Genomic DNA, 25,201 nt, shown 5'->3' with positions numbered 1-25,201 from the left:
GAGATTGGATGTCAGAGCTTGTGTGATCCGGCTCTCTGAAGACCGGAGAGCCGTAAATACATGAACCGGTGCCCCGACAGGGCGCTCGAAGACGTGTGTTTAAATCAAGAGACATCCAATGCCACGTAAATACTCCGGTTTCTTTCCTTCGGCGGACAAGCCCAAGGGACCCGGCCAGCGGTCATCTCCACTGCAGATGCTCGGCTGGCAATCGTTTTTTGCTCAACAGATCAGCTCTGACGAACTCGCGGCCACGCCCCCGGTCCGGGTTGTTGAAGTGCACCGCAACGCGCTGCATGTGATCGGCGCCGACATCGACGAAGCCATTCCGCCGCGCCTGGATGCGACGGTGGGTGACTGGATTCTGCTGGATCGCGAGCACCCCGCCGCGAGCCGCGTTCTGGATCGCAAGTCCCTGCTCAAGCGGCGCGCGCCGGGAACGGACCGGAAAGTCCAGCTCATTGCCGCCAACATCGAAACGGCCTTTGTCGTCTCGTCCTGCAACCAGGACTTCAATATTGCCCGTCTGGAACGCTACATCGCGGCCGCCATGGAAGCGGAAATCAGTCCCGTGATCGTGCTGACGAAATCCGACCTGGTCGACGATGCCCGGAGCTATACCGATCAGGCGCGCGCGATCTCGGACCTGGTTCCGGTCGTCACGCTTGACGCCCGCGGCGAAGAGCCGGGAAAGGTCCTGGCCGAGTGGTGCAAAACCGGACAGACGGTCGCCTTTCTCGGCTCGTCCGGGGTCGGCAAGTCGACATTGACCAACGCTCTTGCAGGAACGCAGTCGATCGAAACACAAGGCATCCGGGAAGACGACGCCAAGGGACGCCACACGACCACGCGCCGCCAGCTGCATCGGGTTCCCGGCGGCTGTCTTGTTCTGGACACGCCCGGCATGCGCGAATTGCAGCTCACCGACGCGGCCTCCGGTATCGGGGATCTGTTTGCGGATTTGACCGAGCTGGCGGCCGCGTGCCGGTTCAGGGACTGTCAGCACGAAACGGAACCGGGCTGTGCCGTCCAGGAAGCGATCCGGGCCGGACATCTTGAGCCGTCCAGGCACCGGCGGTGGCGCAAGCTCAAGGCGGAGGAAGCGTTCAACTCCGCCAGCCTCTCCGAGCGGCGGTCCAGGGACAAGGCCTTCGGTAAAATGGTCCGCGGCATCATGAAACAGAAGAAGCAGACCAAAGGGATACCCGACTAGCGGATCGGACTGACACCCGTCTGCGGCCTGTCCCCCGCTCAAGTGTCAAGGTCATCAGATCCGCTTGACCCGAATCTCCGGCATGCACGCATCGTCCCGTGACCTGGCATGTCACGGGACGGTTGCGCCTTTGCCGGGCTGCCGGCGATCGCGCCGGCATTCGTGTCACTCAGGGCTTCGCCTTCATGAAGGATTCGAAATCGACGGTGTCGTTCATCCTGTCGAAACTGCCGAAGGCACCGCCATCCTTGATGTCCACCGCCGCTTCGGTAAAGGCCTTGTAGGCGACCCGGGCAAGGCCGGACCCGATGGAAACGCGGGTCACGCCCATGTCCCCCAGTTCCTTGCGGGTCAGATGGAAGTTCCTGCGGCCCGCAAGGATGTTCAGGGGCGCATTCACCGCATTCAGTATGGCGGCAATCTGGTCCTTGTCCTTCAGTTGCGGTGCGTAGACACAGTCGGCACCGGCCTCGACGAAGGCATTCAGACGCCGGATTGTTTCTTCCAGCTCATAAGGTGTCTGGACCGGCCCCTCGCTGCGCGCGGTCAGGACGAAATCCGGTGCCAGGGCGTTCTTCGCCTCGGCGGCCGCTCTGATCCGGTCCACTGCCAGGTCGTGGGCATAATAGGGATGCGCGGGGTCGGTGGTGTAATCCTCGATCGAACAGCCCGCGAGACCTGTCTCGATGGCCGCCCTGATCGTGTCGGCGACGTCCTCGGGAGCGTTGCCGAAACCGTTTTCCAGGTCGCCGTTCACCGGCAGGTTCGTGGCGCCGAGGATCTCGGCGGCGTGCGCAAGCGCCAGATCCCTGCTGATCAGACCTTCCGCGTCCCTGACACCGCGCGTCCAGGCATAACCCGCACTGGACGTTGCCAGGGCATCGAACCGCAACCCGTCCAGGATACGTGCGGTCCCGGTGTCGAACGGATTCGGCATCAGGAAGGCCCGTCCTGTTTCGTGAAGCGCTTTGAAGGCGGCACGGCGTTCGGCAACGGTCTGCATGGCCATCTCTCCTTATGGTGGCGAAATTGTATAATGCACCCTTAAAGATTAAAGACACAATGCGGTTCCATTATGTGCGACCTGCGGTCACCGCGCCAAGGTCCGGTCAGACCGGTTTTCAGGAACCGGTTGACCGGGAAAAAGCCCGCGCTTCACACCGTTTACCGGGTGACTTTCGCTGCAAAGCAGCCGCGCCGGGCAAAATGCAGATGGATATAGGCCACTTGCGGGTTGTCGAAGAAGGTCGAGATCTGGCGACCGGCATCGGTGCCTTCGACCACTTCGGCGTCGATCATGTCATCGCTCTTGTCGAAGGCCCGCACCGAAAGCAGGCGGCAGGTGATGGCCTCGGGCACGGCACCGGGTGCCGGACGGGTTTCAACGGCTCCTTCCTTCACGAAGATCGCGTGCCGGGAACGGTACGGCGTGTCGCCCGGCTGATGCTCGAAATTGAGCAGGAACACCCGCTCGCCCGCGGCGGCATCGGCCAGGGAAACACGGCAGGGGAAAGCGCCGTCGGAAATGTGAACCTGCACGTTGCGCGCCGCGAGATCCGGGTCCGAAAGACCGTTGAGGTGCGCGAATTCGGCGGCGGGCAGGGGATGGATCTGAAACATCGGTAGGTCTCCTGGAAGGGTGAGAGGCGACCTTAGGCGGCGGCAAACGCAGCAGCGACCCGATTTGCGAGGCCCGTCTGAACGGGTGACTTGACCGCGTCCGCTGCGCCGTGTCTGTTTTCACGAAACAGAACCTCGGAGGAAACATGCGCGATCTGGGTGCGTGGGATTATGTGATTGTCGGCGCGGGAACGGCGGGCTGCGTATTGGCCAACCGGCTGTCCGAGGATCCGGATGTCAGGGTTCTGCTGCTGGAGGCCGGCAAGAGCGACAACTATATCTGGATCCACATTCCCGTCGGATACCTGCATTGCATGGGCAATCCGCGCGTGGACTGGGGGTTCAAAACGGCGGCGGACCCGGGACTGAACGGGCGTTCGCTGGTCTACCCGCGCGGCAAGGTCCTGGGCGGATCCTCGTCGATCAATGGCATGATCTACATGCGCGGCCAGGCCCGCGACTACAATCACTGGCGCCAGCTTGGCCTGAGCGGCTGGAGCTGGGACGATGTCCTGCCCTATTTCCGCAAGTCCGAGGATCATTACGCCTGGGACAACGACGTGCACGCCCAGGGCGGCAACCTGAGGGTCGAGGAGCAGCGCATCTCCTGGGAGCTTCTCGACGCATTCCGCGATGCCTGTGAACAGAACGGCATCCCCAAGACCGCGGATTTCAACGGTGGCGACAATTTCGGCTCCGCCTATTTCCAGGTGACCCAGAAGTCCGGCTTGCGCTGGAACGGCACCAAGGCGTTTCTGCGGCCCGCGAGAAACAGGCCCAATCTTCAGGTTCTGACGGAAGCGCATGTCGACCGGATCCAGTTTGAAAACGGCGTGGCGAGTGGACTGGACATGAGCGTCGGCGGAGAACCCGCAAGCCTTGCGATCACGGGAGAACTGATCCTTGCCGCAGGCGCGATCGGCTCGCCCCAGCTTCTGGAATTGTCCGGCATCGGCAATCCGGACGTCCTGGGCAAGGCCGGGGTCGAGACGCGCCACGCCCTGCCCTCCGTCGGAGAGAACCTTCAGGACCATCTTCAGCTCAGACCGGTCTTCAAGGTCCGCAACGCGCTGACCATGAACGAGATGGCCAGATCCTGGGTCGGCAAGGCGAAAATCGGCCTGGAATATCTGCTCAAGAGGTCCGGGCCGATGGCCATGGCCCCGAGCCAGCTCGGCGTTTTCGCCAGAACCGACCCGTCCTTCGAGACCGCCAACGTGCAATATCACGTGCAGCCGTTGTCGTTGTCGAAGTTCGGTGAGCCGCTGCACCCGTTTCCCGCCATGACCGCGAGCGTCTGCAACCTGCGTCCGGAAAGCCGCGGCCATGTCCATATCACCTCGCCGGATCGTGGCGACCAGCCGGAAATCCTGCCGAAATACCTGTCCGCCGAGGCCGACCGGCGTGTTGCGGCCGACGCCATTCGCCTGACCCGCAGGATCATGGCGGCGCCCGCCATGCAACCGTATCAGCCGGAGGAATATCTGCCCGGTCCGGACTACACCGACGAAGACGACCTGGTGCGGGCGGCGGGCGATATCGGCACGACGATCTTTCATCCCGTCAGCACCTGCCGCATGGGCACGGACGAAGGCTCCGTCGTCGACGGCCGGTTGCGTCTGCGCGGTTTCGACAACATCCGCGTCGTCGATGCCTCCGTCATGCCGACGATCACCTCCGGCAACACCAATGCCCCGACCGTGATGATCGCCGAGAAGGGGGCCGACATGATCCGGCAGGACCGGCGGGCTTGAACAGGAAATGAAGGTCGCCGCAGCCCAAACCTTCGTCTCCGCAGACGTTGCCGAAAACGGCAGAACCATCCGCGAGAGCATCCGGCAGGCGGCGGAGCGGCAGGTTCGTCTCGTCCTGTTTTGCGAAGGCGCCCTGTCCGGCTACTCCAAGGTCCAGGTGGCCGCGCCGTCCGACTGGCTGAGATACGACTGGGCGCAGCTGGATCGCGAATTGGCCGAGATTGCCGCCACCTGCAAGACTTGCGGTATCCATGCCGTTGTCGGTTCCGCACATCCGGTTTCGGAACGAAAACACCCGACCAACAGCCTCGTTGTCATTTCGGATCAGGGCCTGATTACCGGCCGCTACGACAAGCGATTTCTGTCCAATTCCGAGGTCAACGACTGGTACATGCCGGGAACCGATCCACTCGTGGTGACGATCGACAGCTTCCGCTTCGGCTGTGCCATCTGCATTGAAGCCGCCTTTCCGGAACTGTTTGCCGAGTATGAACGGCTCGGTGCGGACGCAGTCCTCTTCGCGAGTTATGGGATTACGCAGCAATTCAAGACGGCACTTCAGGCACATGCATATTCGAACTGTTACTGGATCATTGCATCGCCGCCAGCGCAAAAGGCCCACAAATATCCGGCCTTCATATGCGGACCCGAGGGAGACCCGATCACCCAGGCGGTTCAGAAAAACGATGACGCTTTCGCCGTCGCGGAACTGGACAGGGAGGATCCGGCCTATGAAGTGGCGCTTGCCAGGGCCCGGCCCTGGCGCGCCAAAGCGCGAGAGGGAGGTATCTATCGTGACAAGCGAAAAAGGTCTTCCGACTATTGAGTCCTTTCGGAATGCGGAGATCGCGCCGAAGGATGCCAGGATTAGCGGCATGGGCAGATACCTGCTGGGCTTTTTGACGGCCTTGATCCTTTCGACGCTTGCGGGCTTGCCTGCGCATGCGGACCGGCCTCTTACCGTTTTTGCGGCCGCCAGCACGCGCGAGGTTCTGGAAAAGATTGGCACGGCGTTCATGGCGGAAACCGGAACACCGCTGGTGTTCTCCTTCGCCGGCACGGGCACGCTCGCCCGGCAGGTGGAAGCCGGTGCCCCGGCGGATGTCTTCGTGTCCGCGGACGCCGCCTGGATGGACTACGTCCGGCAGGCCGGGTCGGTCAGGGCCGAAACGGTCGTGGAGTTCGCCTCCAATGCCCTCGTCCTGATCGGACCGAAAGGCAGCGTGCCGCTGACGCCGGTGGCCGGGGATCTTGCAGAACGGCTTGACAGTCACCGCCTGGCGATGGCCGATCCGGATACCGTGCCGGCCGGCCGCTACGGCAAGGCCGCTCTTGAGGCTTCGGGCCTGTGGCAATCGGTGTCAGGCGCGCTCGCGCCGATGGAAAACGTCCGGGTCGCCCTGGCGTCGGTCGCCCGTGGCGACACGCCGCTCGGGCTGGTCTACCGGACGGATGCCCTGGTCGAACCGGATGTCGCCATCGTCCATGAGTTTCCACGGGACAGTCATCCGCCGATCCGCTATCTGGCGGCATTGACCGCCACCGGCCGGCATCCGGCCGCGCAGGCCTATCTGGAGTTTCTCTCAGGACCCGCCGCAAAGGAAATCTTGCGTTCCTTCGGCTTTGTGGCCGATAACGAAGCGACACCCGGGCAATCCATCACCGGCCCGGGACCGGAAACAGCAGACTGACCGCACGTGGATTTCTTCAATCTTCAGCCCGCTGAATGGCAGGCACTTGTCCTGACGCTCAAGGTTGCCGCCGCCGCCCTTCTGGTCGCGCTGCCGCTTGCCGTTCTGGTCGCCTTTCTGCTGGCCAGGACCCGTTTCGCGGGTCATGGCATCGTCAATGCGCTGGTGCATCTGCCGCTGGTTCTGCCGCCCGTTGTCACGGGATATGTCCTGTTGCTCGCCTTCGGCCGCAAGGGCTTTGCGGGCGCGTTCCTGGAAAACACCCTCGGCATCAGCTTCGCCTTCAACTGGACCGGTGCGGCGCTGGCCGCCGGTGTCATGGCCTTCCCGTTGATGGTCAGGCCGATCCGCATTTCCTTCGAGGCGGTGGATCCGAAACTGGAAGAGGCGGCCAGGTCGCTCGGGGCGCACCGCCTGATCGCGTTTGTGACGGTCACCCTGCCGCTTGCCCTGCCCGGCATTCTCGGCGGCGCCATCCTGGGTTTCGCCAAGGCGATGGGTGAATTCGGCGCCACCATCACCTTCGTGTCGAACATTCCCGGCGAGACCCGCACCCTGGCGCTGGCGCTCTATACGGCGACCCAGACCCCCAGTGGCGATCTGGCCGCCTTCCGGCTCACCCTGATCGCTGTGGTCGTGGCGTTTGCCGCCCTGATCGCGTCCGAGGTGCTGGCCCGCCGCTTGCGGGCGCGCGTTGGAGGTGGGCATGCTTGATGTCGACATCACGGGCCGGATCGGTCAACTGGACCTTGAAGCCTGTTTCCGCAGCAGCGGCGGTGTCACCTCGCTGTTCGGCCAGTCCGGCGCCGGCAAGACCACCTTGACCAACATGATCGCGGGGCTGATCAGGCCCCGCAGTGGACGGATTTCCGTCAACGGCACCACGCTGTTCGATGCGGACAGGGGCATCGACCTGCCGGTCCGGGCGCGCCATGTCGGTCATGTCTTTCAGGATGCCCGGCTGTTTCCGCATCTGAGCGTGAAGGCCAACCTGACCTACGCGCGCTGGGCCGGCCGGCGCCGGGGGACAAGAGACATGGGCGAGGTCACGGACCTGCTTGGCCTCGGCGGCCTGCTTGACCGGATGCCTCGGACCCTGTCGGGCGGCGAGAAACAACGCGTGGCCATCGGCCGCGCACTCCTGTCCGACCCAAGGCTGTTGATCATGGACGAGCCGCTGGCCAATCTCGACCAGGGCCGGCGCAACGACATTCTGCCCTACCTGGATCGCCTCTGCGGGGAAGCCGGCATTCCGATCCTCTATGTCAGCCACTCCATCGAGGAGGTCGCGCGCCTGTCCAACACGCTGGTGATCCTGTCGGAAGGCCGCACACCGGCCTTCGGTCCGGCGGCCGACATGCTGGCGCGCACCGATCTCGGCCGCGCGACCGGGCGCCACGAGGCCGGCGCGCTGCTTGAAGGGACCGTGGCCGGGTTCGATCCCGAATGGGGCCTGACCGACGTCGACATCGGCGGCGCGGTCCTGCAGATTCCGGACCGGGTGGCCGGCGTCGGCGAGGCCGTACGCCTGCGCATTCGGGCAAGGGACGTCGCCCTGGCCGTCAAGCCGCCCGAGGGCCTGTCGATCCGCAATGCGTTTGCCGCGACGATCAGCAGCATCTCCAGCGAGACCGGGCCCTATGCCGAAATCCTGTGTACGGTCAGCGGCCAGACCCTCCGCGCCCGGATCACGCGGGCTTCCGTAGCGGACCTGGGCCTTCACACGGGCAAGACCGTCACGGTGCTGATCAAGAGCGTTGCCATCGACCGGCGCCAACGGGTGCCGGCGCCGGTCTTTTCTCCGGCCGACTAGAACTCTTCCCGATCATGCTGAAACATCTGTCCGGCCCATCCGCGGCGGTTCACCGCCTGCAAGATGCCCCGGATCGCGCGTTGCCGGGCGAGCCGAACCGGGCAATCGCAACGTCACCATGACCGGAAAGTGTTCTTTTGATGCAGGCCATGCCTTTGACTTTGTTCCACCAGGGGATCAGCCGGGGTATACTGGGGCCATGTTGAGCAGACCCCAGCGCAGAACCTGGCGCAAGCTGAAGATCGGAATCGGTTCGGTGCTGGTCGCGGCGACACTTCTGATCCTGTGGCTGACGGGGCACGCGAGCCTGCGGATCACGCTCGCGGAGCTGGAGACCGGCGCCAAAGCCAATCTTGCGGTGCAGACGGCGGTGCTCGAACAGCTTCTCGACAAGTTTCGCCTGCTGTCACCGCTGCTTGCGCGGGAAAGCAACACCGTCAAATTGCTGTCCCGACAGGGCGCGGCACCGGATCCGGGCATCACCGCGATTGCCGCCGGCATGTCGGGTGCGGAGGAAGTCTGGCTGATGGATGCCGGCGGCAATGTTGTGGTCTCCAGCCGGGACGGCGTTTCCGCCGGGTCGATCGGCGGCGCGGAGAAAATCCGGCAGGCCTTCAATCAGGCCATGCAGGGGCAGCTCGGCCGTCAATTGATAATCGGAACCCCGGAGACCTCCTCGAACTACGTGTTCGCCTCGCCATTGCGCCGGGGTCACACGATTGTCGGGGTGCTGGCGGTCAGGGTCAGCCTGGACGATGTCGAGCAGGCCTGGGCGCTCAGCAAGGACACGATCTTCGCGCTGGATACCAGCGGCCGGGTGGTGGTCACCAACGTGCCCGAGTGGCGCGGCAAGCAGGTTGATGCGCTCGATACGGGGCGCAACATCGCCGGGATGTCCGCGACCGGGCGACTGAAGCTGCTGCTGCCGCCGGCGATCGCGCCGGATTACCACCTGCGTCTCGGCAAGAATGTCGCGGCGCTGGGCTGGCAGGTCCGCTCGCAGGTCGCCATCGAGGATGCGCGTCACAGATCCGGCTGGGCGCTTCTGGTGGCGCTGCTGGTCTGTGTGATCGCCGCGGGCGGGATTGCGACCCTGATCGCCCGTCGCGCCGAATTCGTCCGCCAGGAACGGCGGGCCAGGGCGGAGGCCCTGCGGCTGGAGCGCCGTGTGCAGAGCCGGACCGCGGATCTGCGCAAGGCGAATGTCCGCCTGGAGCAGGAAGTGCGCGAACGCGAGCAGGCCGAGGCCAGTCTGCGCCTGACCCAGGCCGAACTGGTACAGGCTGCCAAACTGGCAACGCTGGGAAGGATGTCGGCGGCGTTGAGCCACGAATACAGCCAGCCTCTCGCCGCCATCCGGTCGGATGCGGAAATCGCCGGCATGCTGATCGAACGGGGCCGCGCGCCCGAGGCCAAGGCGAATCTCGCCCGGATCGAGGGCATGGTGACCCGCATGGCCGAGATCGCGAAGACCCTGAAGGGGTTCACCCGCAAGTCGGGCACGGACATCAGGCCGGTGTCCCTGCGCCAGGTCATCGACGAAACGGCACTGCTGCTTCAACCGCAAATCAAGCGCAGCAATGTGCGGCTGGAGATCGACGTGCCCGGAGAGGACATCATCGTCAAGGGCGGGCGCATCCGTCTGGAGCAGGTGGTCATCAATCTCCTGTCCAACGCCCTCGACGCGGTCGGCGGTGTGCCGTCTCCGCAGGTCCGGCTGGCATTGCACCGGGAAGGGGACGTGGCCGTGCTGACGGTAAGCGACAACGGCCCGGGCATCCACGCCGAGGACATGCCGCAGATTTTCGATCCCTTTTTCACGACCAAGGATGTCGGCGCGGGGCTCGGCCTCGGTCTGTCCATTGCCTACAAGATCGTCCATGACTTTTCCGGGTCGCTGAAAGCGGCGAATCGGGATAGTGGCGGTGCGGAATTCGCCATGCGCCTGCCGGTCGCGGACCAGGGCGTTCTGGCGGCGGAATAACAAGAAAGAGGCTCATGGATCAGGCCACAGTCCTGCTGATCGACGATGAAGAGGACCTGCGCGGCTCCCTGAGCCAGGGGCTGGAGTTGTCCGGTCACGAAGTGTTCGCGACCGGGTCTCCGGCGGACGCGCTGGAGCGGATCAACCGGGGCTTCTACGGTGTCCTGGTGACCGACATCCGCATGCCCGGAACAGACGGTTTCCAGGTGATGCGAAAGGCTTTCGAGATCGATCCGGCCTTGCCCGTCGTGCTGATAACGGGCCACGGCGACGTGCCGCTGGCCGTTGAGGCTATGCGCGCCGGTGCCTATGATTTCATGGAAAAGCCGTTTTCGGTGGCGCGTCTTGCCTCCGTGGCCGAGCGCGCGCTGGACAAGCGGCGGCTTGTCCTGGAAAACCGCAAGCTGCGCGAGGAACTGGCGGACCGCACCGGTCTGGAAAGCCGGCTGGTCGGGCGGACCTCCGCCATGGACCTGCTCCGGCGCAATGTCACCGCGCTGGCATCGACCGACGCGGATGTTCTCATCCTGGGCGAGACCGGGTCGGGCAAGGAGGTGGTCGCGCGGGCTCTGCATGACGAGGGGCCGCGCCGCAGCAAGCCGTTTGTTGCGCTCAATTGCGGCGCGCTGCCCGCCGAGATCATCGAATCGGAACTGTTCGGCCACGAGAAAGGCGCCTTCACGGGCGCCAGCGGCCGGCGTATCGGCAAGCTGGAACATGCCCATGGCGGAACGGTTTTTCTCGACGAGATCGAATCCATGCCGCAGGAACTTCAGGTCAAGCTCCTCAGGGTGATCGAGTCCCGTACCATCGAGCGGCTCGGCTCCAACACGGCGATCGAACTCGATGTGCGCTTCATCGCGGCCACCAAGGAAGACCTTGAAACGGCGGGCAACGAGGGCCGCTTCCGTCTCGACCTGTTCTACCGGCTCAATGTGGTCAATGTCGTCATCCCGCCGCTGCGCGACCGGCTGCAGGACATTCCGCTTCTGTTCCAGCATCTCGCGGTGGAGGCCCGGGCGCGCTACCGGCGGGAAATCCCGGATATCAGCGAGGAATACCTGGCCGGTCTGATGACCCGGGACTGGCCCGGCAACGTGCGCGAATTGCGCAATGTCGCCGACCGGTTCGTGCTCGGGGTGGAGCAGGTCACCGAACCTGCCGGAGGCGCCGGCGCGACCCTGTTCGGGCAGGTCGCCGCCTATGAGCGGGCCCTGATCACCGCCGAACTCAAACGCAACGACGGCGCCATCAAGCCGACCTACGAAAATCTTGGCCTGTCCCGCAAGACGCTCTACGAGAAGATGCGGAAATACGGGCTCGGCAAGGACGACGCTCCGCCGGTTTGAGCGCGGGGCCGTAAGTTTCCTGCTGCCGGTTCCAGACTATTTTTTTGGCCCCATGTCACAAACCCGTCCGTCCATTCGTCAATCAGGTGTGACCCTGTCAATGACCCACAATGGAAAGACACCCATGACACACCCTGCCGCCATCAATCATCATGAAAACGTGCCGGAGATCGTGAAGCGCCTTGCCGCTGCGAGCATGGAGATCGGCAAGTCCGGTCTGGAACCGAAATTGCGTCACCTGATCGATCTGCGGGCGTCCCAGATCAACCAGTGCGCCTATTGCGTCAAGATGCACATCGGCGAGGCCCTGGCTGACGGCGAGAGCCAGGAGCGGCTGCAGCGCGTGATCGTCTGGCGCCACGTGGACGATTTCACGCCTGCGGAAAAGGCCGCGTTCGCCTGGACCGAGGCCTTGACGGAGCTGGACCCGCGCACCGACTACGAAAGCCTGCGCAGCGAGTTGCGGACGCATTATCAGGATGCTCAGATCAGCGCGATCACCTCGGCCGTTGCCATGATCAATCTCTGGAACCGCATTCAGGTCTCCAATCACTGACAGGCGTCCCGCACATGGATCGTTCGGACACGGATATTTTCGCCGCGCAGCGTCCGCGCCTGCTCGGTCTTGCCTACCGCATGCTCGGGTCCATGGCGGACGCGGAAGACGCCGTTCAGGACACTTTCGTGAAATGGCGCCAGGCGGACAGGGCACCGGTCGCCAATGCGGAAGGTTTCCTGACCGCCGTTTGCACCAACTGCTGCCTGGACCATCTGAAGGCCGCGCACCGGCAACGGGTCGATTATGTCGGCCCCTGGATCCCCGAGCCGCTGCAGATCGAGGCCGGGTCCGATCCGGAACGCGATCTGGCCCGGGCCCAGTCGCTGACCACGGCCTTTCTGCTGCTGCTCGAGCGGCTCAGTCCCAGGGAACGCGCGGCCTATCTGTTGCGCGAGGTCTTCGGCAAATCCTACCCGGAGGTGGCGGCCGTGCTGGGCGTGAGCGAGCAGGCATGCCGCCAGCTCGTGTCGCGGGCAGGCAGACACCTTCAGGATCCGGCCTCGAGATACGTTCCCGCACCCGATCACCAGGACCGTATGCTGGGCGCCTTCCTGGCGGCGCTCGAAAGCGGTTCGACGGACCGGCTGGCGGGGCTGCTGTCCGAAACGGTGCAATTCAGCTCCGATGGCGGCGGCAAGACGGCAGCTCTCAGACGCGTTCTGGAAGGACGCGCGGCCGTTGCCAAATATGTCGCCCGTATCATCGGCCGCCTGTGGTCAAGCGGCCGCCCGGAGCTGCTCGACATCAACGGGCTGCGCGGCGTTGCCGTCTTTGACGGATCGCGGGTCGTGACGGCGATGACACTGGGCTATGACACGGAGGCCCGGATCGACCGGATCTACAGCATCCGCAACCCGGACAAGCTGGTCAGGCTGACCCGCCCCTTGCGGCACGACCCGGAAAGCGGCGCCCTCTGGCAGTGAAAGCTGCCCGTACAGTATGTGTCGGAATCGACACATACTGTACGGGCCATGTGTCGGATTCCACCCATTTTTGGGATATGCTCCGGATTGATGAGGGCGCAAGCCCTCTGTCAAGCTGCGGCATCGGGCGGTTTTGAACGCCTCGGAGGCACTTGGCACGGGGATTGCGTCTGAGGAGCCGATCAGCCACCGCGCTGTCCGGCCGCAATGGCCGTCATTCTTCAATGTCTGGGAGGACATCCGATGAAAAAACTAGTAATTGCCGCTGCAGCCGCAGCGTCCTTCGCCTTTGCGCCGTCTGCGTTCGCAGATGATTGCGGTGACGGCGAAATCGTCATCAAGTTCAGCCATGTTGTTGCCGCGCAGGGCCACCCCAAAGGGGAAATGGCGTCCGCGCTTGCCGAACGCATCAACTCCGAAATGGACGGCAAGGCCTGCATGCAGGTGTTCCCGTCGTCGCAGCTCTTCGACGACAACAAGGTGATGGAAGCCCTGCTGCTCGGCGACGTCCAGCTTGCGGCCCCGTCCCTGTCCAAATTCGAATCCTACACGCTGAAATACCGTGTTTTCGATCTGCCGTTCCTGTTTTCCAGCATGGATGCCGTCACCACCTTCACCAAGGGTGACAAGGGTCAGGAACTTCTGGGCGCAATGTCCGACTACGGCTTTGTCGGTCTGGGCTATGTCTTCAACGGCCTGAAGCAGTTCTCCGCCAACAAGCCGCTGCTTGTGCCGAGCGACGCCAAGGGCCTCAAGTTCCGCGTACAGACTTCCGACGTTGCCGTGGCGATGATCGAAGCCATGGGCGCCAACGCGCAGAAGCTGGCCTTCAAGGAAGTCTACGGCGCGCTGCAGACCGGTGTTGTTGATGGTCAGGAAAACACCTGGTCGAACATCTACACCCAGAAGTTCTTCGAGGTTCAGGACGGCACCACCGAAACCAACCACCAGCTGCTGACCTACCTGGCAGTGACCTCCGACGAGTGGCTCAACAGCCTGGAGCCGGACGTCCGCGACCAGTTCCTGACGATCTTCAACGAAGTCACGGACGAGTACAACGCGCGCTCGACCTCGATCAACGAAGACAACAAGAAAAAGATCATGGAAAACGGCGGTGAAGTCCGCGTTCTGACGCCGGAACAGCGCAACGAATGGGTCGAGACCATGAAGCCGGTCTGGGATCAGTTCCGTGAAGACATCGGCCAGGATGTGATCGACGCCGCGGTTGCGTCCAACAAGGCCAGCTGATCTCCTGCCTGAAACAGGACTGTAACAAGACTGGAAGAAGGCCGCCCGGCCTTCTTCCTCATAACCACAAACAAGCTCGCCAATGAGCGCCCGAATTGGGGGATGGGAAAATGGGTTCGGAGTTTCTGGCCTTTTACTGGCCGCTCTTGTTAACCGCCGTGTTCTTTTGCCTGTATGTCATTCTCGATCAGATCGCGCCGAAATTCATTGCATCCCTCGATGAAAACATCGTTGCCGCGATCCTGGCGCTGATGACCCTTGTCACGTTTTCCCAGGTTGTGGCCCGCTACGGCTTCAATTCCGGCTGGGGTGCCGCGCTGGAATTCACCCGCGTGCTGTTTGCCTGGCTGATCCTGTTCGGCATGAGCTACGGCATCAAGATCGGCGCCCATCTGGGGGTCGACGCGGTGATCAACCTGCTGCCCAGACCCCTGTTCCGCCTCGCTGCCCTGCTCGGCGCGGCCCTCACCATGCTCTATGCCCTGCTCCTGATCGATGCCGCCTGGTTCGGCAGCCTCTTGTCGCTGGAAAACAAGGGGGCTACGGGCGGCGCCTATGAATACGTGCACAAGTTCTACCGGTTGCCGATCGGCATGGAAGATCTGAAATGGCCCGGTTTCGTCCAGGAATGGTTCGGGGTCCGGGAACGGGTGCCGCGCTGGATGCCCTATATCATCCTGCCCATCGGTCTGGCCCTTCTGGCCTATCGTGCCGCCCAGGCCTTCGTCCTGATCCTCACAGGCAAGAAAGACGCCATCATCGCCGCCCACGAGGCGGAGGAACTGGTGGCTGAAAACAAAGACATCTTGAAGGATTAAGGTCGATGGAAACCGCATTCCTGTTCATGTTCCTGTTCGGCTTTCTGTTCCTCGGTGTTCCGATTGCCGTGTCGCTTGGCCTGTCGGCCGTGCTCTACATCGTGCTGTTCAGTCACGATTCGATGAGTTCGGTGGCGGTGCAGCTCTTCAACGCGTCGCAGAACTTCACCCTGCTGGCGATCCCGTTCTTCATTCTCGCCTCCAGCTTCATGTCGACCGGTGGCGTCGCCCGGCGCATCATCCGCTTTTCCATCGACGCGGTCGGCTGGATCCGGGGCGGCCTGGCGATTGCCGGTGTCTTTGCCTGCATGCTGTTCGCGGCACTGTCCGGATCCTCGCCGGCAACCGTGGTTGCCATCGGCACCATCGCCATCGCCGGCATGCGTCAGGCGGGCTACACCAAGGAATTCGCCGCCGGCGTCATCGCCAATGCGGGCACGCTCGGCATCTTGATTCCGCCTTCCATCGTGATGGTGGTCTATGCGGCCGCGACCAACGTCTCCGTCGGGCGCATGTTCCTGGCCGGGGTCATTCCGGGGATCATCGCCGGTCTCATGCTGATGACTGCGATCTATGTCATGGCGCGCGTCAAGAACCTGCCGGCGCAACCCTGGGCCGGGTTCAAGGAGCTCTGGGCGGGACTGTCGGAAGCGGCTGTCGGCCTGTTCCTGATGGTGATCATTCTGGGCGGCATCTATGGCGGCATCTTCACACCGACCGAAGCCGCGGCGGTGGCTGCCGTCTATGCCGGGCTGATCGCCCTGTTCGTCTATCGCGACATGGGCCCGCTTGTGGGCATCGGCTGGATCAAGGAGGATGACGGCGAACTGGGTCTCACCGGTTTCAAGACGATCACCTATGCTGTCATCGCCATGTTCGTCTGGTCGGCCCTCGCCCACGTCTTCACGGACCGAGCCGGGTTTTTCGGCATTGACAGCGCGGCGGTGCTGCTGGCCGCCCTGATCGGCTATCCGATGCTGCGCCACGGTCTTTCGCCGGCGGCGCTGCCGGCCACCTATGCGGTCGGCGGCAGGATCTGGGGCCGCAATCTGGGCTACATCGGCTGGAAGTTTTTCCCGGCCCTGGTCCACAAGGACACCAAGAAGGTCCTGACGGATTCGTCGAAGACGACCATCATGCTGATGTTCATCATCGTCAACGCCCTGTTGTTCGCCCATACGCTGACCGCCGAACAGATCCCGCAGGTGATCACCGACTGGATGGTCGAGGCCGGGTTCAACTGGTTCACGTTCCTGATCGCGGTCAACATCCTGCTCCTGATCGGCGGCCAGTTCATGGAGCCCTCCGGCCTTCTGCTGATCGTGGCGCCCGTGGTGTTCCCGATCGGCATGGAGCTCGGTGTCGACCCGATCCATCTCGGCATCCTGATGGTGGTCAACATGGAGATCGGCATGATCACGCCGCCGATCGGGCTCAACCTGTTCGTGACGTCGGGGATCACCGGCATGAGCCTGGTTCAGGTGGTCAAGGCGGCAGCGCCGTTCGTGCTGGTCCTGCTTCTGTTCCTGGTGATGATCACCTATCTCCCGGCCCTGTCCACCTGGCTGCCCTACAGTCTGATGGGACCGGAAATCATCACGCGGTAGAAAAGCTCCCGACAGATGTCTTCGCGGCGGCCTTCGGGCCGCCGCTTTTGTTTGTCTGTCCGGACTTCATCAAATCAGCGGCCCGGATTCGAGACCGGCTTTCGAGACCGGCTTTCGCGCGTCCTCGGGCCGAGGTCGCGGACGTGGTTGCCGCAACAAAAAAGGCCGGCTCCCGAAGGCGCCGGCCGGCAGAATCTCTCGACAGAGAGCGGTCAGACGATGTTCCCAAGCTTCATGGCAACGCTCATGTCGCCCTCCACCTGCATCTTGCCGCCCATGAAGGCTGCCGTCGGATTCAGATCCCCGGACAGCAGGTCAGCCAGATCCTCGGCGGACATCTTGATCGTGCAGTCGGCGTCCTGGTCCTCGTTGGACACCTCGGAGCCTTGCAGATAGATGATGCCGGTCTCGCCGAGATCGAATTTCACGGAGTCTTCTATGCCTCCGTCGGCGACTTTCTTGCGCACAGCCTCAGTCAGTTGTTCCAAGGACATCGTCTTTCTCCCGTTTGAAGTGGGCGTCCGCCCGTCATGGCCCCGTTGAAGCATGCCGTTTACGTAATCGTCAAGTCTGAAATGCGGACACACGGGGTCAGGATCGATGCCTGGCGCACGGGCCTAGTGATTGTCTCTGGGCAAGCCTTTGGTATGCGCCACATCCTGGTACTTCACGGCCGGTTCCAGAACCATGCCCTTGTCGAACTGGCCGATCATGGCACGCTGGATTTCCTGCCAGGGTGTCTGGCTCTCGGCCATCGGGAAACCGCCGGCGGCTTCCAGGTCCGAACGGCGCTTCACAAGCTCCTCATCGGAAACAAGAATATTGGCTGTGCCCTTCCTGAGGTCGATACGGACCTGGTCCCCGGTCTTCAGCAGAGCCAGTCCCCCCATCGCGGCGGCTTCGGGAGAGGCATTCAGGATCGACGGCGACCCGGATGTGCCCGACTGCCGGCCGTCGCCAATGCAGGGCAGAGCCGTGATGCCGCGTTTGATGAGCGCCGCCGGCGGCTGCATGTTGACCACTTCCGCGCCGCCCGGATAGCCGATGGGGCCGGTGCCGCGGATGAACAGCATGCAATGCTCGTCGATATTGAGATCCGGATCGTCGATCCGGTGGTGGTAGTCCTCCGGCCCTTCGAACACGATCGCCCGGCCCTCGAAGGCCTCCGGATCGTTCGGATCGGACAGGTAACGGTTGCGGAACTCTTCCGAGATCACGCTGGTCTTCATGATGGCGCTGTCGAAGAGGTTGCCTCTCAGGTTCAGGAACCCGGCCTTCTCCTTCATCGGCTTGTCGTAGGGCTTGATCACGTCGGGCAGGTCCGTGGTGATGCCGGCGCAGTTGTCGCCCATCGACCTGCCATTGGCCGTGATCGCGTCCGGATGCGGCAGCCGTTTGTGGCGCATCAGTTCGGCGACGACGGCCGGCACGCCGCCGGCATGGAAATAGTCCTCGCCGAGATACTCGCCGGCGGGCTGCAGGTTGACCAGCAGCGGCACGTCCTGGCCGATCGCCTGCCAGTCGTCATTGTCGAGTTCGACGCCGAGATGGCGGGCGATGCCGTTCAGATGGATCGGTGCGTTGGTCGATCCGCCGATGGCCGAGTTGACGACGATGGCATTCTCGAAGGCTTCGCGGGTCATGATGTCGGAGGGCTTGATGTCCTCGCGGACCATGTCGACGATGCGCTTGCCGGTCTTGTAGGAGATGGCGCCGCGCTCCCGGTAAGGTGCCGGGATCGCCGCTGCGCCGGGAAGCTGCATGCCGAGCGCCTCGGCGAGGGAATTCATCGTGGTGGCCGTGCCCATGGTGTTGCAATAGCCGACGGACGGCGCCGAGGAGGCAACGAGATCCATGAAACCCTGGTAGTCGATCTCGCCGGCGGCGAGCATTTCGCGGGCTTTCCAGACAATGGTCCCCGATCCGGTGCGTTCACCCTTGTGCCATCCGTTCAGCATGGGACCGACGGAAAGTGCGATCGCCGGAATGTTGACCGTTGCCGCCGCCATCAGGCAGGCCGGCGTGGTCTTGTCGCAGCCGATTGTCAGGACGACGCCGTCGATCGGGTAGCCGTAGAGCAGCTCGACAAGGCCGAGATAGGCAAGGTTCCGGTCGAGGGTCGCGGTCGGCCGTTTGCCGGTTTCCTGGATCGGGTGCACCGGGAATTCGAACGCGATGCCTCCGGCCTCGCGGATCCCTTCACGCACGCGTTTGGCCAGTTCGAGATGGTGCCGGTTGCACGGCGACAGGTCCGAGCCGGTCTGGGCGATGCCGATGATCGGCTTGCCGGATTGCAGTTCCTCGCGGGTGATGCCGAAATTCAGATAGCGCTCGATGTAAAGCGCCGTCATTCCCGGGTTGTCCGGGTTGTTGAACCAGGCGGCGGACCGCAGTTCCGGTTTTTTGATATCGTTCATGGCGCCTCATCCCTCAACGCGTTCGATGGTGGCCTGATTTCATGAATCGCATTCCCGCGCCGAGACCACGACTGCAAATGTTGAAAATTCCAAAGCCACAGGACTGGTTTTTGTTTCTGATCAATTTCCGGAATTTGACAAAGAACAGGGGTCCAGCCGTGACCGGGTATCAGATGTCAAATTCGATCGACTGGTATTGCGAACCGATAAACACCAGCTCTCCTGCGCTGTAAAGGCAATGGCTTGTGAAATCGGTTCCGGGAGGGAAGGCAGCGCGGGTCAGGCCGTCCCTTTCAGGGTGTCGGCGACGGAGAACCGCGCGAACACCCACAGGATGGCCAGGCAGGCGAGGAACAGCACCGGGGCTGCCGCAAGCGGCAGCAGCGCGCAGGCACCGCCGATCCCCGCCGCTGCCCAAAGGCAGCGCAGCAACCGCCGGGCATGCACGGCCAGCAGGTTGCGGCGCATGGCAAGTGCCTTGAGGGCGGGAAAGGCGCCGATGTCGTCCGTATCGCTTACGGCCAGGGGAGGCGGCGTGTCGATGCCGGGGCTGTCGTCGCCGGACAAGCCGCCCCGCAGCTCCAGGCGCGTCCGGTCCCCGGAGAGGGTCAGGACCAACGGCGCGGAGGCAGCGGGAAACCTGGCGGCCGCTTCGTGCACGGTGTCGCCCGGCTGCGGGTCCTCCGGAAGCTCAAGTCCCAGCATCCCGGCAAGGGCTTCCCGGGTTTTCGGGCTGTCACCGCAGGCCAGCCACGGCACCAGTCCCTCCTGGCGAAGGGCTTGCCCGGTCACACCCGCGTCCTGCCGAAGGGTTCCTTCCAGACCGAGCACGCCGACGACCCGGCCGCCGACGGCCACGCGCAGCACGGTCTTGCCGTCCGCTTCCAGCGAGCGGGCGATTGCATCGGCGGTGAAACTGTCGATCCTGAGGGTCTTCAGCAGGTCCGGGGTGCCGATCACCACGGTCTGTCCGCCCAGGAGGGCGACGACCCCGAGACCGGGCGCGGGTTCGAACCGGTCCGGCAGCCTGAGGTCGACGTGCCACTGCGCGGCCAGCTGGCGCAGGGCATGGGCGACCGGGTGGGTGGATTGCGCCTCTGCGGAAGCGGCCACGGCAAGCAGTGTTTTCGGCTCGTTGTTGAATGCCATCACGTTGGTGACCATCAGGTCGGGGCCGGACATGACAGCGGCCTTGTCGATCAGGATGTCCCGGGCCCGTGCAATTCTGGTAAAGGCGCCGGGTGCCAGCTCCCGGGCACCGGACCCGAGCGCCGCCGTGTGAAAGACCTTGTCGGCGAAGGCGTTGATGCCGTCGATCAGGTTCGGCCAGGCCAGCAGCAGTGTCGCTGCCAGCGTGGCCGGTACGGCGGCGGGACTGGCGAATAACCACGACGCAGCCGCCGCCGAAAACGCCAGTGCAAGTGACCAGCCGGCCTCCGCGACGCCGCTGCGGTCGCCGCGGGGCGGCAGAATGGCGACGCCGAAGGCACGCAGCAGCATCAGGAACGCGGCTGCGACGGCCGGCGCGTTGGCGGCGCCCGCGCCGACGCCGTCCAGGCTGGCGAAGGGACCCGCGGCGTGATGCAGGACGAGCGTGGTGCCCAGCAGGGACGCGCCGGCGAGTGCGGTGACGATCGTCAGCGGCCGGCCTGTCACGGAATTGAGCGAGAACGACAGGGCGAGAAGAGAGAAGATCGAAGAAAACATGCCGTAGATCAGTGCGCTGTGCGCACCGAACAGGAACACCGCGCCGGCCGGCGGCCAGGACCCCGGCACCGCAACCAGATTCGCCAGCACCAGACATGCGGTGGCCAGGATCATGGAAAAATACCAGATTGCGGAATTCAGGGCTGTTTTCGGCATGGCCGGAGGGGCTCTCGTGACTATGTGGCTGTGGTTGCTGGTCAGGACGCCAGACCCTGTCGGCAGGGCGCCCGGAAACGACAGGCAAAAAATGCGGGACGGACCTTGCGCAGGCAATGCCACAGGGTCGGCGTGGCGGTCGGTCTTGCCTTGAAGCGCGCGGTGCCCTGCGAGAATTACCAGGCACTGGCCACAGATGGTTTCGACGGCAGATTGGCGCCGTCTCATGTATTGTTCAGAAAAAAACTGGAGGATGTCCGCTCGTTCCGGAGCCCGGCGCCGAAGTGCGAACTACCGGGACCGGATAAGCCGGATTTTATATTTGAGAGTCGGCTGGAAATGCGTTCCAATTTTCAAAAAATATTGCAGACAAGATCCGGAGGCCTGATTTTCAATCTGAAAATGCTTGGTCGACAGCGTAGGTGTGACGTGATCTGTTTGCGTCTGATTTCAGCGCAACCGCGGGCTCCCCGCCGGACGGCAAAAACTGCCGGGTCCGGAGAGGATTGTGGTTATCGGAAGGCGCATGCCGGGGAATCGGCGGGGGGAAAGAGTCAAGGGCGCGACTCGCCCCGATCTGAAAAAAGACTCCCTGTCAGAGACTTGCCGGCCCACGTGAAACGTTTCGGCGCGGGTTTTCAGACAGTCTCCAGGTTTGCGCGTGACAGCAGGTCCAGCGACGGCATGAGCGAGAGCAGTTCGCGCGTGTAGGCATGCTGCGGGGCCTCGAAGAGCCTGTCGCAATCTGCGACCTCGCACAGGTCTCCGTTGCGCATCACGCCGACGCGGTTGCACATCTGCCGGATGACGGCGAGGTCGTGACTGATGAACAGCATGGTCAGTCCGAGTTCTTCCTGAAGATCCTTCAGCAGGTTGAGGATCTGCGCCTGGATCGACACATCGAGCGCGGACGTTGGCTCGTCGCAGATGAGAAACCGGGGGCGGGTGGCCAGCGCGCGGGCAATCGAGATGCGCTGCCGCTGGCCGCCGGAGAATTCATGCGGAAACTTCTTGCCCGCCTGGGCACCGAGGCCGACGTGATCCAGAAGATCGTCGACGATTTGCCGGACTTCCGCGTTGCCGGAGGCCAGACGATGGAACCGGATCGGCTCTGCAATGATCTGCCGGACGCGCATGCGCGCGTTGAGGGAGGAAAAGGGATCCTGAAAGATCATCTGCATCTGGCGGCGCATCGCCAGGACTTCCTTGCGGTTCTTGAGCGAGGTCAGTTCGGTCGTGCCGAACTGGACCGAGCCTCCGCTGGGCTGGTAGAGGCCGGTAATCAGGCGGGCGATGGTCGATTTGCCGGACCCGCTTTCCCCGACGAGCCCGAAGGTCTCGCCTTCCTGAATGTCGAAGCTGACTTTCCTGACGGCCTGAAAGTATTTCCGCCGCGAAGGGAACACCGAGCCGCGGGTCTCGAAGCGCATGTCGAGATCGCGGACCTGGACAAGCGGACCGGTGACCTTTTCATAGTCGCGCACCTTCCCCAGCCAGTGTGTGGAGATGTCGATCTGTTTCTGCGGTGTGCCGGCTTTCTCGATGTAGTTCACCACCGGAAAGCGTTCGACCCGGACATCGTGACGCGGCACCGCGGAAATCAGGCTCTGCGTATAGGCATGGTTCGGGGTTCCCAGCACCTGTCTGGTCTCGCCGTATTCGACCAGTCTGCCCTGATACATCACGGCGACATGGTCGGTGATGTCCGCGATCACGCCCATGTCGTGGGTGATCACCATCATGGCGACGTTGCGCTCCTCGCAGAGCTTTTTCATCAGGTCCAGGATCTGTGCCTGGATGGAGACGTCCAGCGCGGTGGTCGGTTCGTCGGCAATCACCAGTTCCGGCTCCGCGCACAGGGCCAGGGCGATAACGACCCGTTGGCGCATGCCACCGGAAAACTGATGCGGATACTGCTTGACGCGTTCGCCCGGGTCGGGAATGCCGACGGCGTCGATCAGCTCCACGGCGCGCTTGCGGGCTGCGCGGGAGGACAGCGGCAGGTGGGTCCGGATGGTCTCCACAAGCTGACTCTCGACGGTCTGCAGCGGATCGAGCGACGTCAGCGGATCCTGGAAGATCATGCCGATCTTGCGGCCCCGCAAGCGGCGCTTCTCACTGTAGGGCAACTGGTCGATGCGGGCCCCGTGCAGGTAGATCTCGCCCCGGGCGATGTGTCCGGGTTCCTGAAGAAGACCGATCACGGCATTGCCGACCGTTGATTTGCCGGCGCCCGATTCACCGACGACACCCAGCACCTTGCCGGCCTCCACACTCAGCGTCACGTCGTCGACCGCGACAAAGACGGATTTCCGGCTCGGGAACTCGACCGTCAGATCCTTGATGTCAAGAACACTCATGAACGTCTCACCGCAGTTTCGGATTGAGGGCGTCGCGCAGCCAGTCGCCCAGAAGATTGACGTTCAGAACCAGCAAGGCCAGCGCCAGCCCCGGGAAAATCGCGATCCACCATTCGCCCGAATAAAGAAAGTCGTTGCCGATCGCGATCAGGGTGCCGAGAGACGGCTGCGTCGGCGGCATGCCCACGCCGAGAAAAGACAGCGTGGCTTCGGTCACGATGGCGAGCGCCAGGTTGATGGTGGCGATCACCAGCACCGGACCCATCACGTTCGGCAGGATGTGGCGGGCCATGATGATGGCCGGCGGAATGCCGATCACACGGGCGGCCTGCACATATTCCTTGTTTTTCTCCACCATGGTCGAACCGCGCACGGTGCGGGCATATTGCACCCAGAAGGACAGCGCCAGCGACACGATCAGGATGTAGAAGGCGAACACCTCCCGGTCGAGATTGCCGACGATGCCGTTCGCGATGCCGTCGATCAGAAGCGCGATCAGGATTGCCGGAAAGGTCAGCTGGACATCGGCGATCCGCATGATGATCGCATCGACGCGGCCGCCCGCATATCCCGCGATCAGTCCCAGCGTAATGCCGATCACCGCCGCTGCGATGACGGAACAGAAGCCGACGATCAGGGAGATTCGCATGCCGTAAAAAATGCCGGACAGGAGATCGCGGCCCTGATCATCCGTGCCGAGCGGAAAGCGCGGGTCGGAATAGTCCATCCAGACCGGCGGCACACGGGCATCCATGATGGAGATCGACGCCAGATCGAAGGGATCATGCGGCGCGATCCAGGGCGCCAGGGCTGCGAGCGCGAACAGGATCAGCGTGCCGATGGCTGCCACGACCGTGATCCGGGATTTCAGGAAGGCGTGAAACAGGTCACTGTCGAGGGCACGCGCCATGCGGCCCTGGGGAGCGACGGTTTCCGAACGGTCCTGGACGGCTGCCTTGGCTTCTTCGTTGGAGACGGTGGGCATGGGGGCTGTCTCCCTTATGGCCGGCCGACCCGCAGACGCGGATCGATGAAGAAATAGAGAATGTCGACGATGAAGTTGATCATCACGAACAGGAAGGCGGTCAGCAGCAGATAGGCCGACATGATCGGAATATCCACGTTCTGGACCGCCTGCAGGAACATCAGGCCCATGCCCGGCCACTGGAACACCGTTTCGGTGATGGTGGCGAAGGCGATGATCGCGCCGAGTTGAAGGCCGGTTATGGTGATCACGGGCACCATTGTATTCTTGAGCGCATGGCGGAAATTGACCAGCCGGTCCGGCAGGCCTCGGGCGCGGGCGAACTTGATGTAGTCGGTGCGGATCACTTCCAGCATCTCGGCGCGGATCAGGCGCATGATCAGGGTCATCTGGTACAGACCGAGTGTGATTGACGGCAGGATCAGCGCTTTCAGGCCGGACACGGTCAGGAAACCGGTGGTCCACCAGGATCCTATCTGCACGGTCTCGCCCCGCCCGAAGCTCGGCAGCCATTGCAGCGTGACCGAAAACAGGAAAATCAGCAGGATGCCGATAAAGAAGGTCGGCAGCGATATGCCGATCAGCGACACGGAAAGAAACAGTTTCGAAAGGGCCGACTCGCGGTTGAGGCCGGCGAAGATTCCCATCGGCACACCAACGGCCAGCGCGAATATCGCCGACGCGAAACTCAGCTCGAGTGTCGCTGGAATGCGTTTGGCGAAGAGGTCGGAAACAGGCTGGTGAAACTGGTAGGACGTGCCGAAGTCGAAGCGCACGGCCTTGCTGAGGAAGTGATAGAACTGCACGGCGATCGGATCGTTCAGCCCCAGCCGCTCACGCAGGGCCTCGCGTTCCTCGATGGAGGTCTCGACACCAACCATCTGATTGATCGGATCTCCGACGAAGCGGAACATTGTGAAGGCGAGCAGGCTGACCACCAGCATGACAATCATCGCCTGCAGCAAGCGGCGCGTTGCAAATCCAATCATTTAAGCTC

At 63.2% G+C, this 25,201-nt stretch carries 21 protein-coding genes; 13 read left to right on the top strand and 8 right to left on the bottom strand.

Translation table 11 applies throughout. From position 1 onward, the window contains the following. Nucleotides 1–118 precede the first annotated feature (118 nt). Entirely contained in the window at nucleotides 119–1,213 is a 1,095-nt protein-coding gene (rsgA, locus tag AC0VX3_RS01120; RefSeq protein WP_475523186.1) for a ribosome small subunit-dependent GTPase A, read from the top strand. 169 nt (nucleotides 1,214–1,382) lie between these two features. Here the strand turns inward: rsgA and AC0VX3_RS01115 are convergent, their stop codons facing one another. Both AC0VX3_RS01115 and AC0VX3_RS01110 read right to left on the bottom strand, forming a co-directional pair. Next, the gene (locus tag AC0VX3_RS01115) at nucleotides 1,383–2,216 is read right to left on the bottom strand and encodes an isocitrate lyase/PEP mutase family protein (protein WP_475523185.1); all 834 of its coding nucleotides are present in this window, start codon (nucleotides 2,214–2,216) and stop codon (nucleotides 1,383–1,385) included. Between the two features lie 161 nt (nucleotides 2,217–2,377). Beyond that, nucleotides 2,378–2,833, bottom strand: a complete 456-nt coding sequence (locus AC0VX3_RS01110; protein WP_348152338.1) for a DUF1203 domain-containing protein — start codon at nucleotides 2,831–2,833, stop codon at nucleotides 2,378–2,380. 146 nt (nucleotides 2,834–2,979) lie between these two features. On the opposite strand from AC0VX3_RS01110, the gene AC0VX3_RS01105 reads away from it, so the two are divergent. The 12 genes from AC0VX3_RS01105 (at nucleotide 2,980) to AC0VX3_RS01050 (ending at nucleotide 16,579) form a co-directional block, all read left to right on the top strand. Next, on the top strand, nucleotides 2,980–4,587 hold the full coding sequence (locus AC0VX3_RS01105; RefSeq protein WP_475523184.1) for a GMC family oxidoreductase: 1,608 nt from the start codon (nucleotides 2,980–2,982) through the stop codon (nucleotides 4,585–4,587). Between the two features lie 7 nt (nucleotides 4,588–4,594). Then, nucleotides 4,595–5,413 carry a carbon-nitrogen hydrolase family protein gene (locus AC0VX3_RS01100; RefSeq protein WP_475523183.1) on the top strand — a complete coding sequence of 273 codons (819 nt, stop codon included), beginning with the start codon at nucleotides 4,595–4,597 and terminating at the stop codon, nucleotides 5,411–5,413. Between the two features lie 49 nt (nucleotides 5,414–5,462). After that, entirely contained in the window at nucleotides 5,463–6,278 is an 816-nt protein-coding gene (gene modA, locus AC0VX3_RS01095) for a molybdate ABC transporter substrate-binding protein (protein ID WP_475523182.1), read from the top strand. 6 nt (nucleotides 6,279–6,284) lie between these two features. After that, nucleotides 6,285–6,992, top strand: coding sequence for a molybdate ABC transporter permease subunit (gene modB, locus AC0VX3_RS01090; RefSeq protein WP_342893241.1), 708 nt, complete (start codon nucleotides 6,285–6,287; stop codon nucleotides 6,990–6,992). After that, on the top strand, nucleotides 6,979–8,091 hold the full coding sequence (gene modC / locus AC0VX3_RS01085; RefSeq protein WP_475523181.1) for a molybdenum ABC transporter ATP-binding protein: 1,113 nt from the start codon (nucleotides 6,979–6,981) through the stop codon (nucleotides 8,089–8,091). The genes modB and modC overlap by 14 nt, the downstream gene beginning before the upstream one ends. A gap of 199 nt (nucleotides 8,092–8,290) precedes the next feature. After that, nucleotides 8,291–10,075 (top strand): sensor histidine kinase, encoded by a 1,785-nt coding sequence (locus tag AC0VX3_RS01080; RefSeq protein WP_475523180.1) that lies wholly within the window; start codon nucleotides 8,291–8,293, stop codon nucleotides 10,073–10,075. A gap of 14 nt (nucleotides 10,076–10,089) precedes the next feature. Beyond that, the gene (locus AC0VX3_RS01075) at nucleotides 10,090–11,424 is read left to right on the top strand and encodes a sigma-54-dependent transcriptional regulator (RefSeq protein WP_475523179.1); all 1,335 of its coding nucleotides are present in this window, start codon (nucleotides 10,090–10,092) and stop codon (nucleotides 11,422–11,424) included. Nucleotides 11,425–11,548: 124 nt separating this feature from the next. After that, nucleotides 11,549–11,980, top strand: coding sequence for a carboxymuconolactone decarboxylase family protein (locus AC0VX3_RS01070; RefSeq protein WP_475523178.1), 432 nt, complete (start codon nucleotides 11,549–11,551; stop codon nucleotides 11,978–11,980). A 14-nt stretch (nucleotides 11,981–11,994) separates the two neighbouring features. Beyond that, entirely contained in the window at nucleotides 11,995–12,906 is a 912-nt protein-coding gene (gene sigJ / locus AC0VX3_RS01065) for an RNA polymerase sigma factor SigJ (RefSeq protein WP_475523177.1), read from the top strand. Nucleotides 12,907–13,149: 243 nt separating this feature from the next. Continuing rightward, complete coding sequence (locus AC0VX3_RS01060) at nucleotides 13,150–14,154, top strand: DctP family TRAP transporter solute-binding subunit (RefSeq protein ID WP_475523176.1); 1,005 nt, start codon at nucleotides 13,150–13,152, stop codon at nucleotides 14,152–14,154. Between the two features lie 110 nt (nucleotides 14,155–14,264). Beyond that, nucleotides 14,265–14,972 carry a TRAP transporter small permease gene (locus AC0VX3_RS01055; RefSeq protein WP_348152317.1) on the top strand — a complete coding sequence of 236 codons (708 nt, stop codon included), beginning with the start codon at nucleotides 14,265–14,267 and terminating at the stop codon, nucleotides 14,970–14,972. Between the two features lie 5 nt (nucleotides 14,973–14,977). Further along, the gene (locus AC0VX3_RS01050; RefSeq protein ID WP_342893233.1) at nucleotides 14,978–16,579 is read left to right on the top strand and encodes a TRAP transporter large permease; all 1,602 of its coding nucleotides are present in this window, start codon (nucleotides 14,978–14,980) and stop codon (nucleotides 16,577–16,579) included. A 212-nt stretch (nucleotides 16,580–16,791) separates the two neighbouring features. On the opposite strand, the gene AC0VX3_RS01045 is transcribed toward AC0VX3_RS01050, so the two are convergent. The 6 genes from AC0VX3_RS01045 to AC0VX3_RS01020 all read right to left on the bottom strand — a co-directional run bounded on the left by AC0VX3_RS01045 (nucleotide 16,792) and on the right by AC0VX3_RS01020 (nucleotide 25,193). Next, nucleotides 16,792–17,073: an SCP2 sterol-binding domain-containing protein gene (locus AC0VX3_RS01045; RefSeq protein ID WP_342893232.1), complete on the bottom strand. Its 282-nt coding sequence runs from the start codon at nucleotides 17,071–17,073 to the stop codon at nucleotides 16,792–16,794. A gap of 123 nt (nucleotides 17,074–17,196) precedes the next feature. Then, nucleotides 17,197–18,996 carry an IlvD/Edd family dehydratase gene (locus tag AC0VX3_RS01040; protein ID WP_475523175.1) on the bottom strand — a complete coding sequence of 600 codons (1,800 nt, stop codon included), beginning with the start codon at nucleotides 18,994–18,996 and terminating at the stop codon, nucleotides 17,197–17,199. 279 nt (nucleotides 18,997–19,275) lie between these two features. Next, nucleotides 19,276–20,859 carry an HAD family hydrolase gene (locus tag AC0VX3_RS01035; RefSeq protein WP_475523174.1) on the bottom strand — a complete coding sequence of 528 codons (1,584 nt, stop codon included), beginning with the start codon at nucleotides 20,857–20,859 and terminating at the stop codon, nucleotides 19,276–19,278. Between the two features lie 638 nt (nucleotides 20,860–21,497). After that, a complete protein-coding gene (locus AC0VX3_RS01030; RefSeq protein WP_475523173.1) occupies nucleotides 21,498–23,219 on the bottom strand; it encodes a dipeptide ABC transporter ATP-binding protein in 1,722 nt (573 codons plus the stop codon). Between the two features lie 7 nt (nucleotides 23,220–23,226). Then, nucleotides 23,227–24,204 carry an ABC transporter permease gene (locus AC0VX3_RS01025; protein ID WP_475523172.1) on the bottom strand — a complete coding sequence of 326 codons (978 nt, stop codon included), beginning with the start codon at nucleotides 24,202–24,204 and terminating at the stop codon, nucleotides 23,227–23,229. A gap of 14 nt (nucleotides 24,205–24,218) precedes the next feature. Continuing rightward, on the bottom strand, nucleotides 24,219–25,193 hold the full coding sequence (locus AC0VX3_RS01020) for an ABC transporter permease (RefSeq protein WP_342893227.1): 975 nt from the start codon (nucleotides 25,191–25,193) through the stop codon (nucleotides 24,219–24,221). Between the last annotated feature and the right edge of the window lie 8 nt (nucleotides 25,194–25,201).

Source organism: Roseibium sp. QJM3NY_11 (assembly GCF_056173175.1).
Note: the sequence above shows the minus strand (reverse complement) of the source record. Positions and strands in the feature narration are given on the sequence as shown.

What these genes read in the sequence shown, in the direction of transcription:
- rsgA (WP_475523186.1), top strand. Translation starts at nt 119, where the DNA reads ATGCCACGTAAATACTCCGGTTTCTTTCCTTCGGCGGACAAGCCCAAG.
- AC0VX3_RS01100 (WP_475523183.1), top strand. Translation starts at nt 4,595, where the DNA reads ATGAAGGTCGCCGCAGCCCAAACCTTCGTCTCCGCAGACGTTGCCGAA.
- AC0VX3_RS01040 (WP_475523175.1), bottom strand. Translation starts at nt 18,996, where the DNA reads ATGAACGATATCAAAAAACCGGAACTGCGGTCCGCCGCCTGGTTCAAC.
- AC0VX3_RS01055 (WP_348152317.1), top strand. Translation starts at nt 14,265, where the DNA reads ATGGGTTCGGAGTTTCTGGCCTTTTACTGGCCGCTCTTGTTAACCGCC.
- AC0VX3_RS01020 (WP_342893227.1), bottom strand. Translation starts at nt 25,193, where the DNA reads ATGATTGGATTTGCAACGCGCCGCTTGCTGCAGGCGATGATTGTCATG.
- AC0VX3_RS01080 (WP_475523180.1), top strand. Translation starts at nt 8,291, where the DNA reads ATGTTGAGCAGACCCCAGCGCAGAACCTGGCGCAAGCTGAAGATCGGA.
- AC0VX3_RS01030 (WP_475523173.1), bottom strand. Translation starts at nt 23,219, where the DNA reads ATGAGTGTTCTTGACATCAAGGATCTGACGGTCGAGTTCCCGAGCCGG.
- sigJ (WP_475523177.1), top strand. Translation starts at nt 11,995, where the DNA reads ATGGATCGTTCGGACACGGATATTTTCGCCGCGCAGCGTCCGCGCCTG.
- AC0VX3_RS01115 (WP_475523185.1), bottom strand. Translation starts at nt 2,216, where the DNA reads ATGCAGACCGTTGCCGAACGCCGTGCCGCCTTCAAAGCGCTTCACGAA.
- AC0VX3_RS01025 (WP_475523172.1), bottom strand. Translation starts at nt 24,204, where the DNA reads ATGCCCACCGTCTCCAACGAAGAAGCCAAGGCAGCCGTCCAGGACCGT.
- AC0VX3_RS01045 (WP_342893232.1), bottom strand. Translation starts at nt 17,073, where the DNA reads ATGTCCTTGGAACAACTGACTGAGGCTGTGCGCAAGAAAGTCGCCGAC.
- AC0VX3_RS01070 (WP_475523178.1), top strand. Translation starts at nt 11,549, where the DNA reads ATGACACACCCTGCCGCCATCAATCATCATGAAAACGTGCCGGAGATC.
- AC0VX3_RS01105 (WP_475523184.1), top strand. Translation starts at nt 2,980, where the DNA reads ATGCGCGATCTGGGTGCGTGGGATTATGTGATTGTCGGCGCGGGAACG.
- AC0VX3_RS01035 (WP_475523174.1), bottom strand. Translation starts at nt 20,859, where the DNA reads ATGCCGAAAACAGCCCTGAATTCCGCAATCTGGTATTTTTCCATGATC.
- AC0VX3_RS01110 (WP_348152338.1), bottom strand. Translation starts at nt 2,833, where the DNA reads ATGTTTCAGATCCATCCCCTGCCCGCCGCCGAATTCGCGCACCTCAAC.
- modA (WP_475523182.1), top strand. Translation starts at nt 5,463, where the DNA reads ATGGGCAGATACCTGCTGGGCTTTTTGACGGCCTTGATCCTTTCGACG.
- AC0VX3_RS01075 (WP_475523179.1), top strand. Translation starts at nt 10,090, where the DNA reads ATGGATCAGGCCACAGTCCTGCTGATCGACGATGAAGAGGACCTGCGC.
- AC0VX3_RS01050 (WP_342893233.1), top strand. Translation starts at nt 14,978, where the DNA reads ATGGAAACCGCATTCCTGTTCATGTTCCTGTTCGGCTTTCTGTTCCTC.
- AC0VX3_RS01060 (WP_475523176.1), top strand. Translation starts at nt 13,150, where the DNA reads ATGAAAAAACTAGTAATTGCCGCTGCAGCCGCAGCGTCCTTCGCCTTT.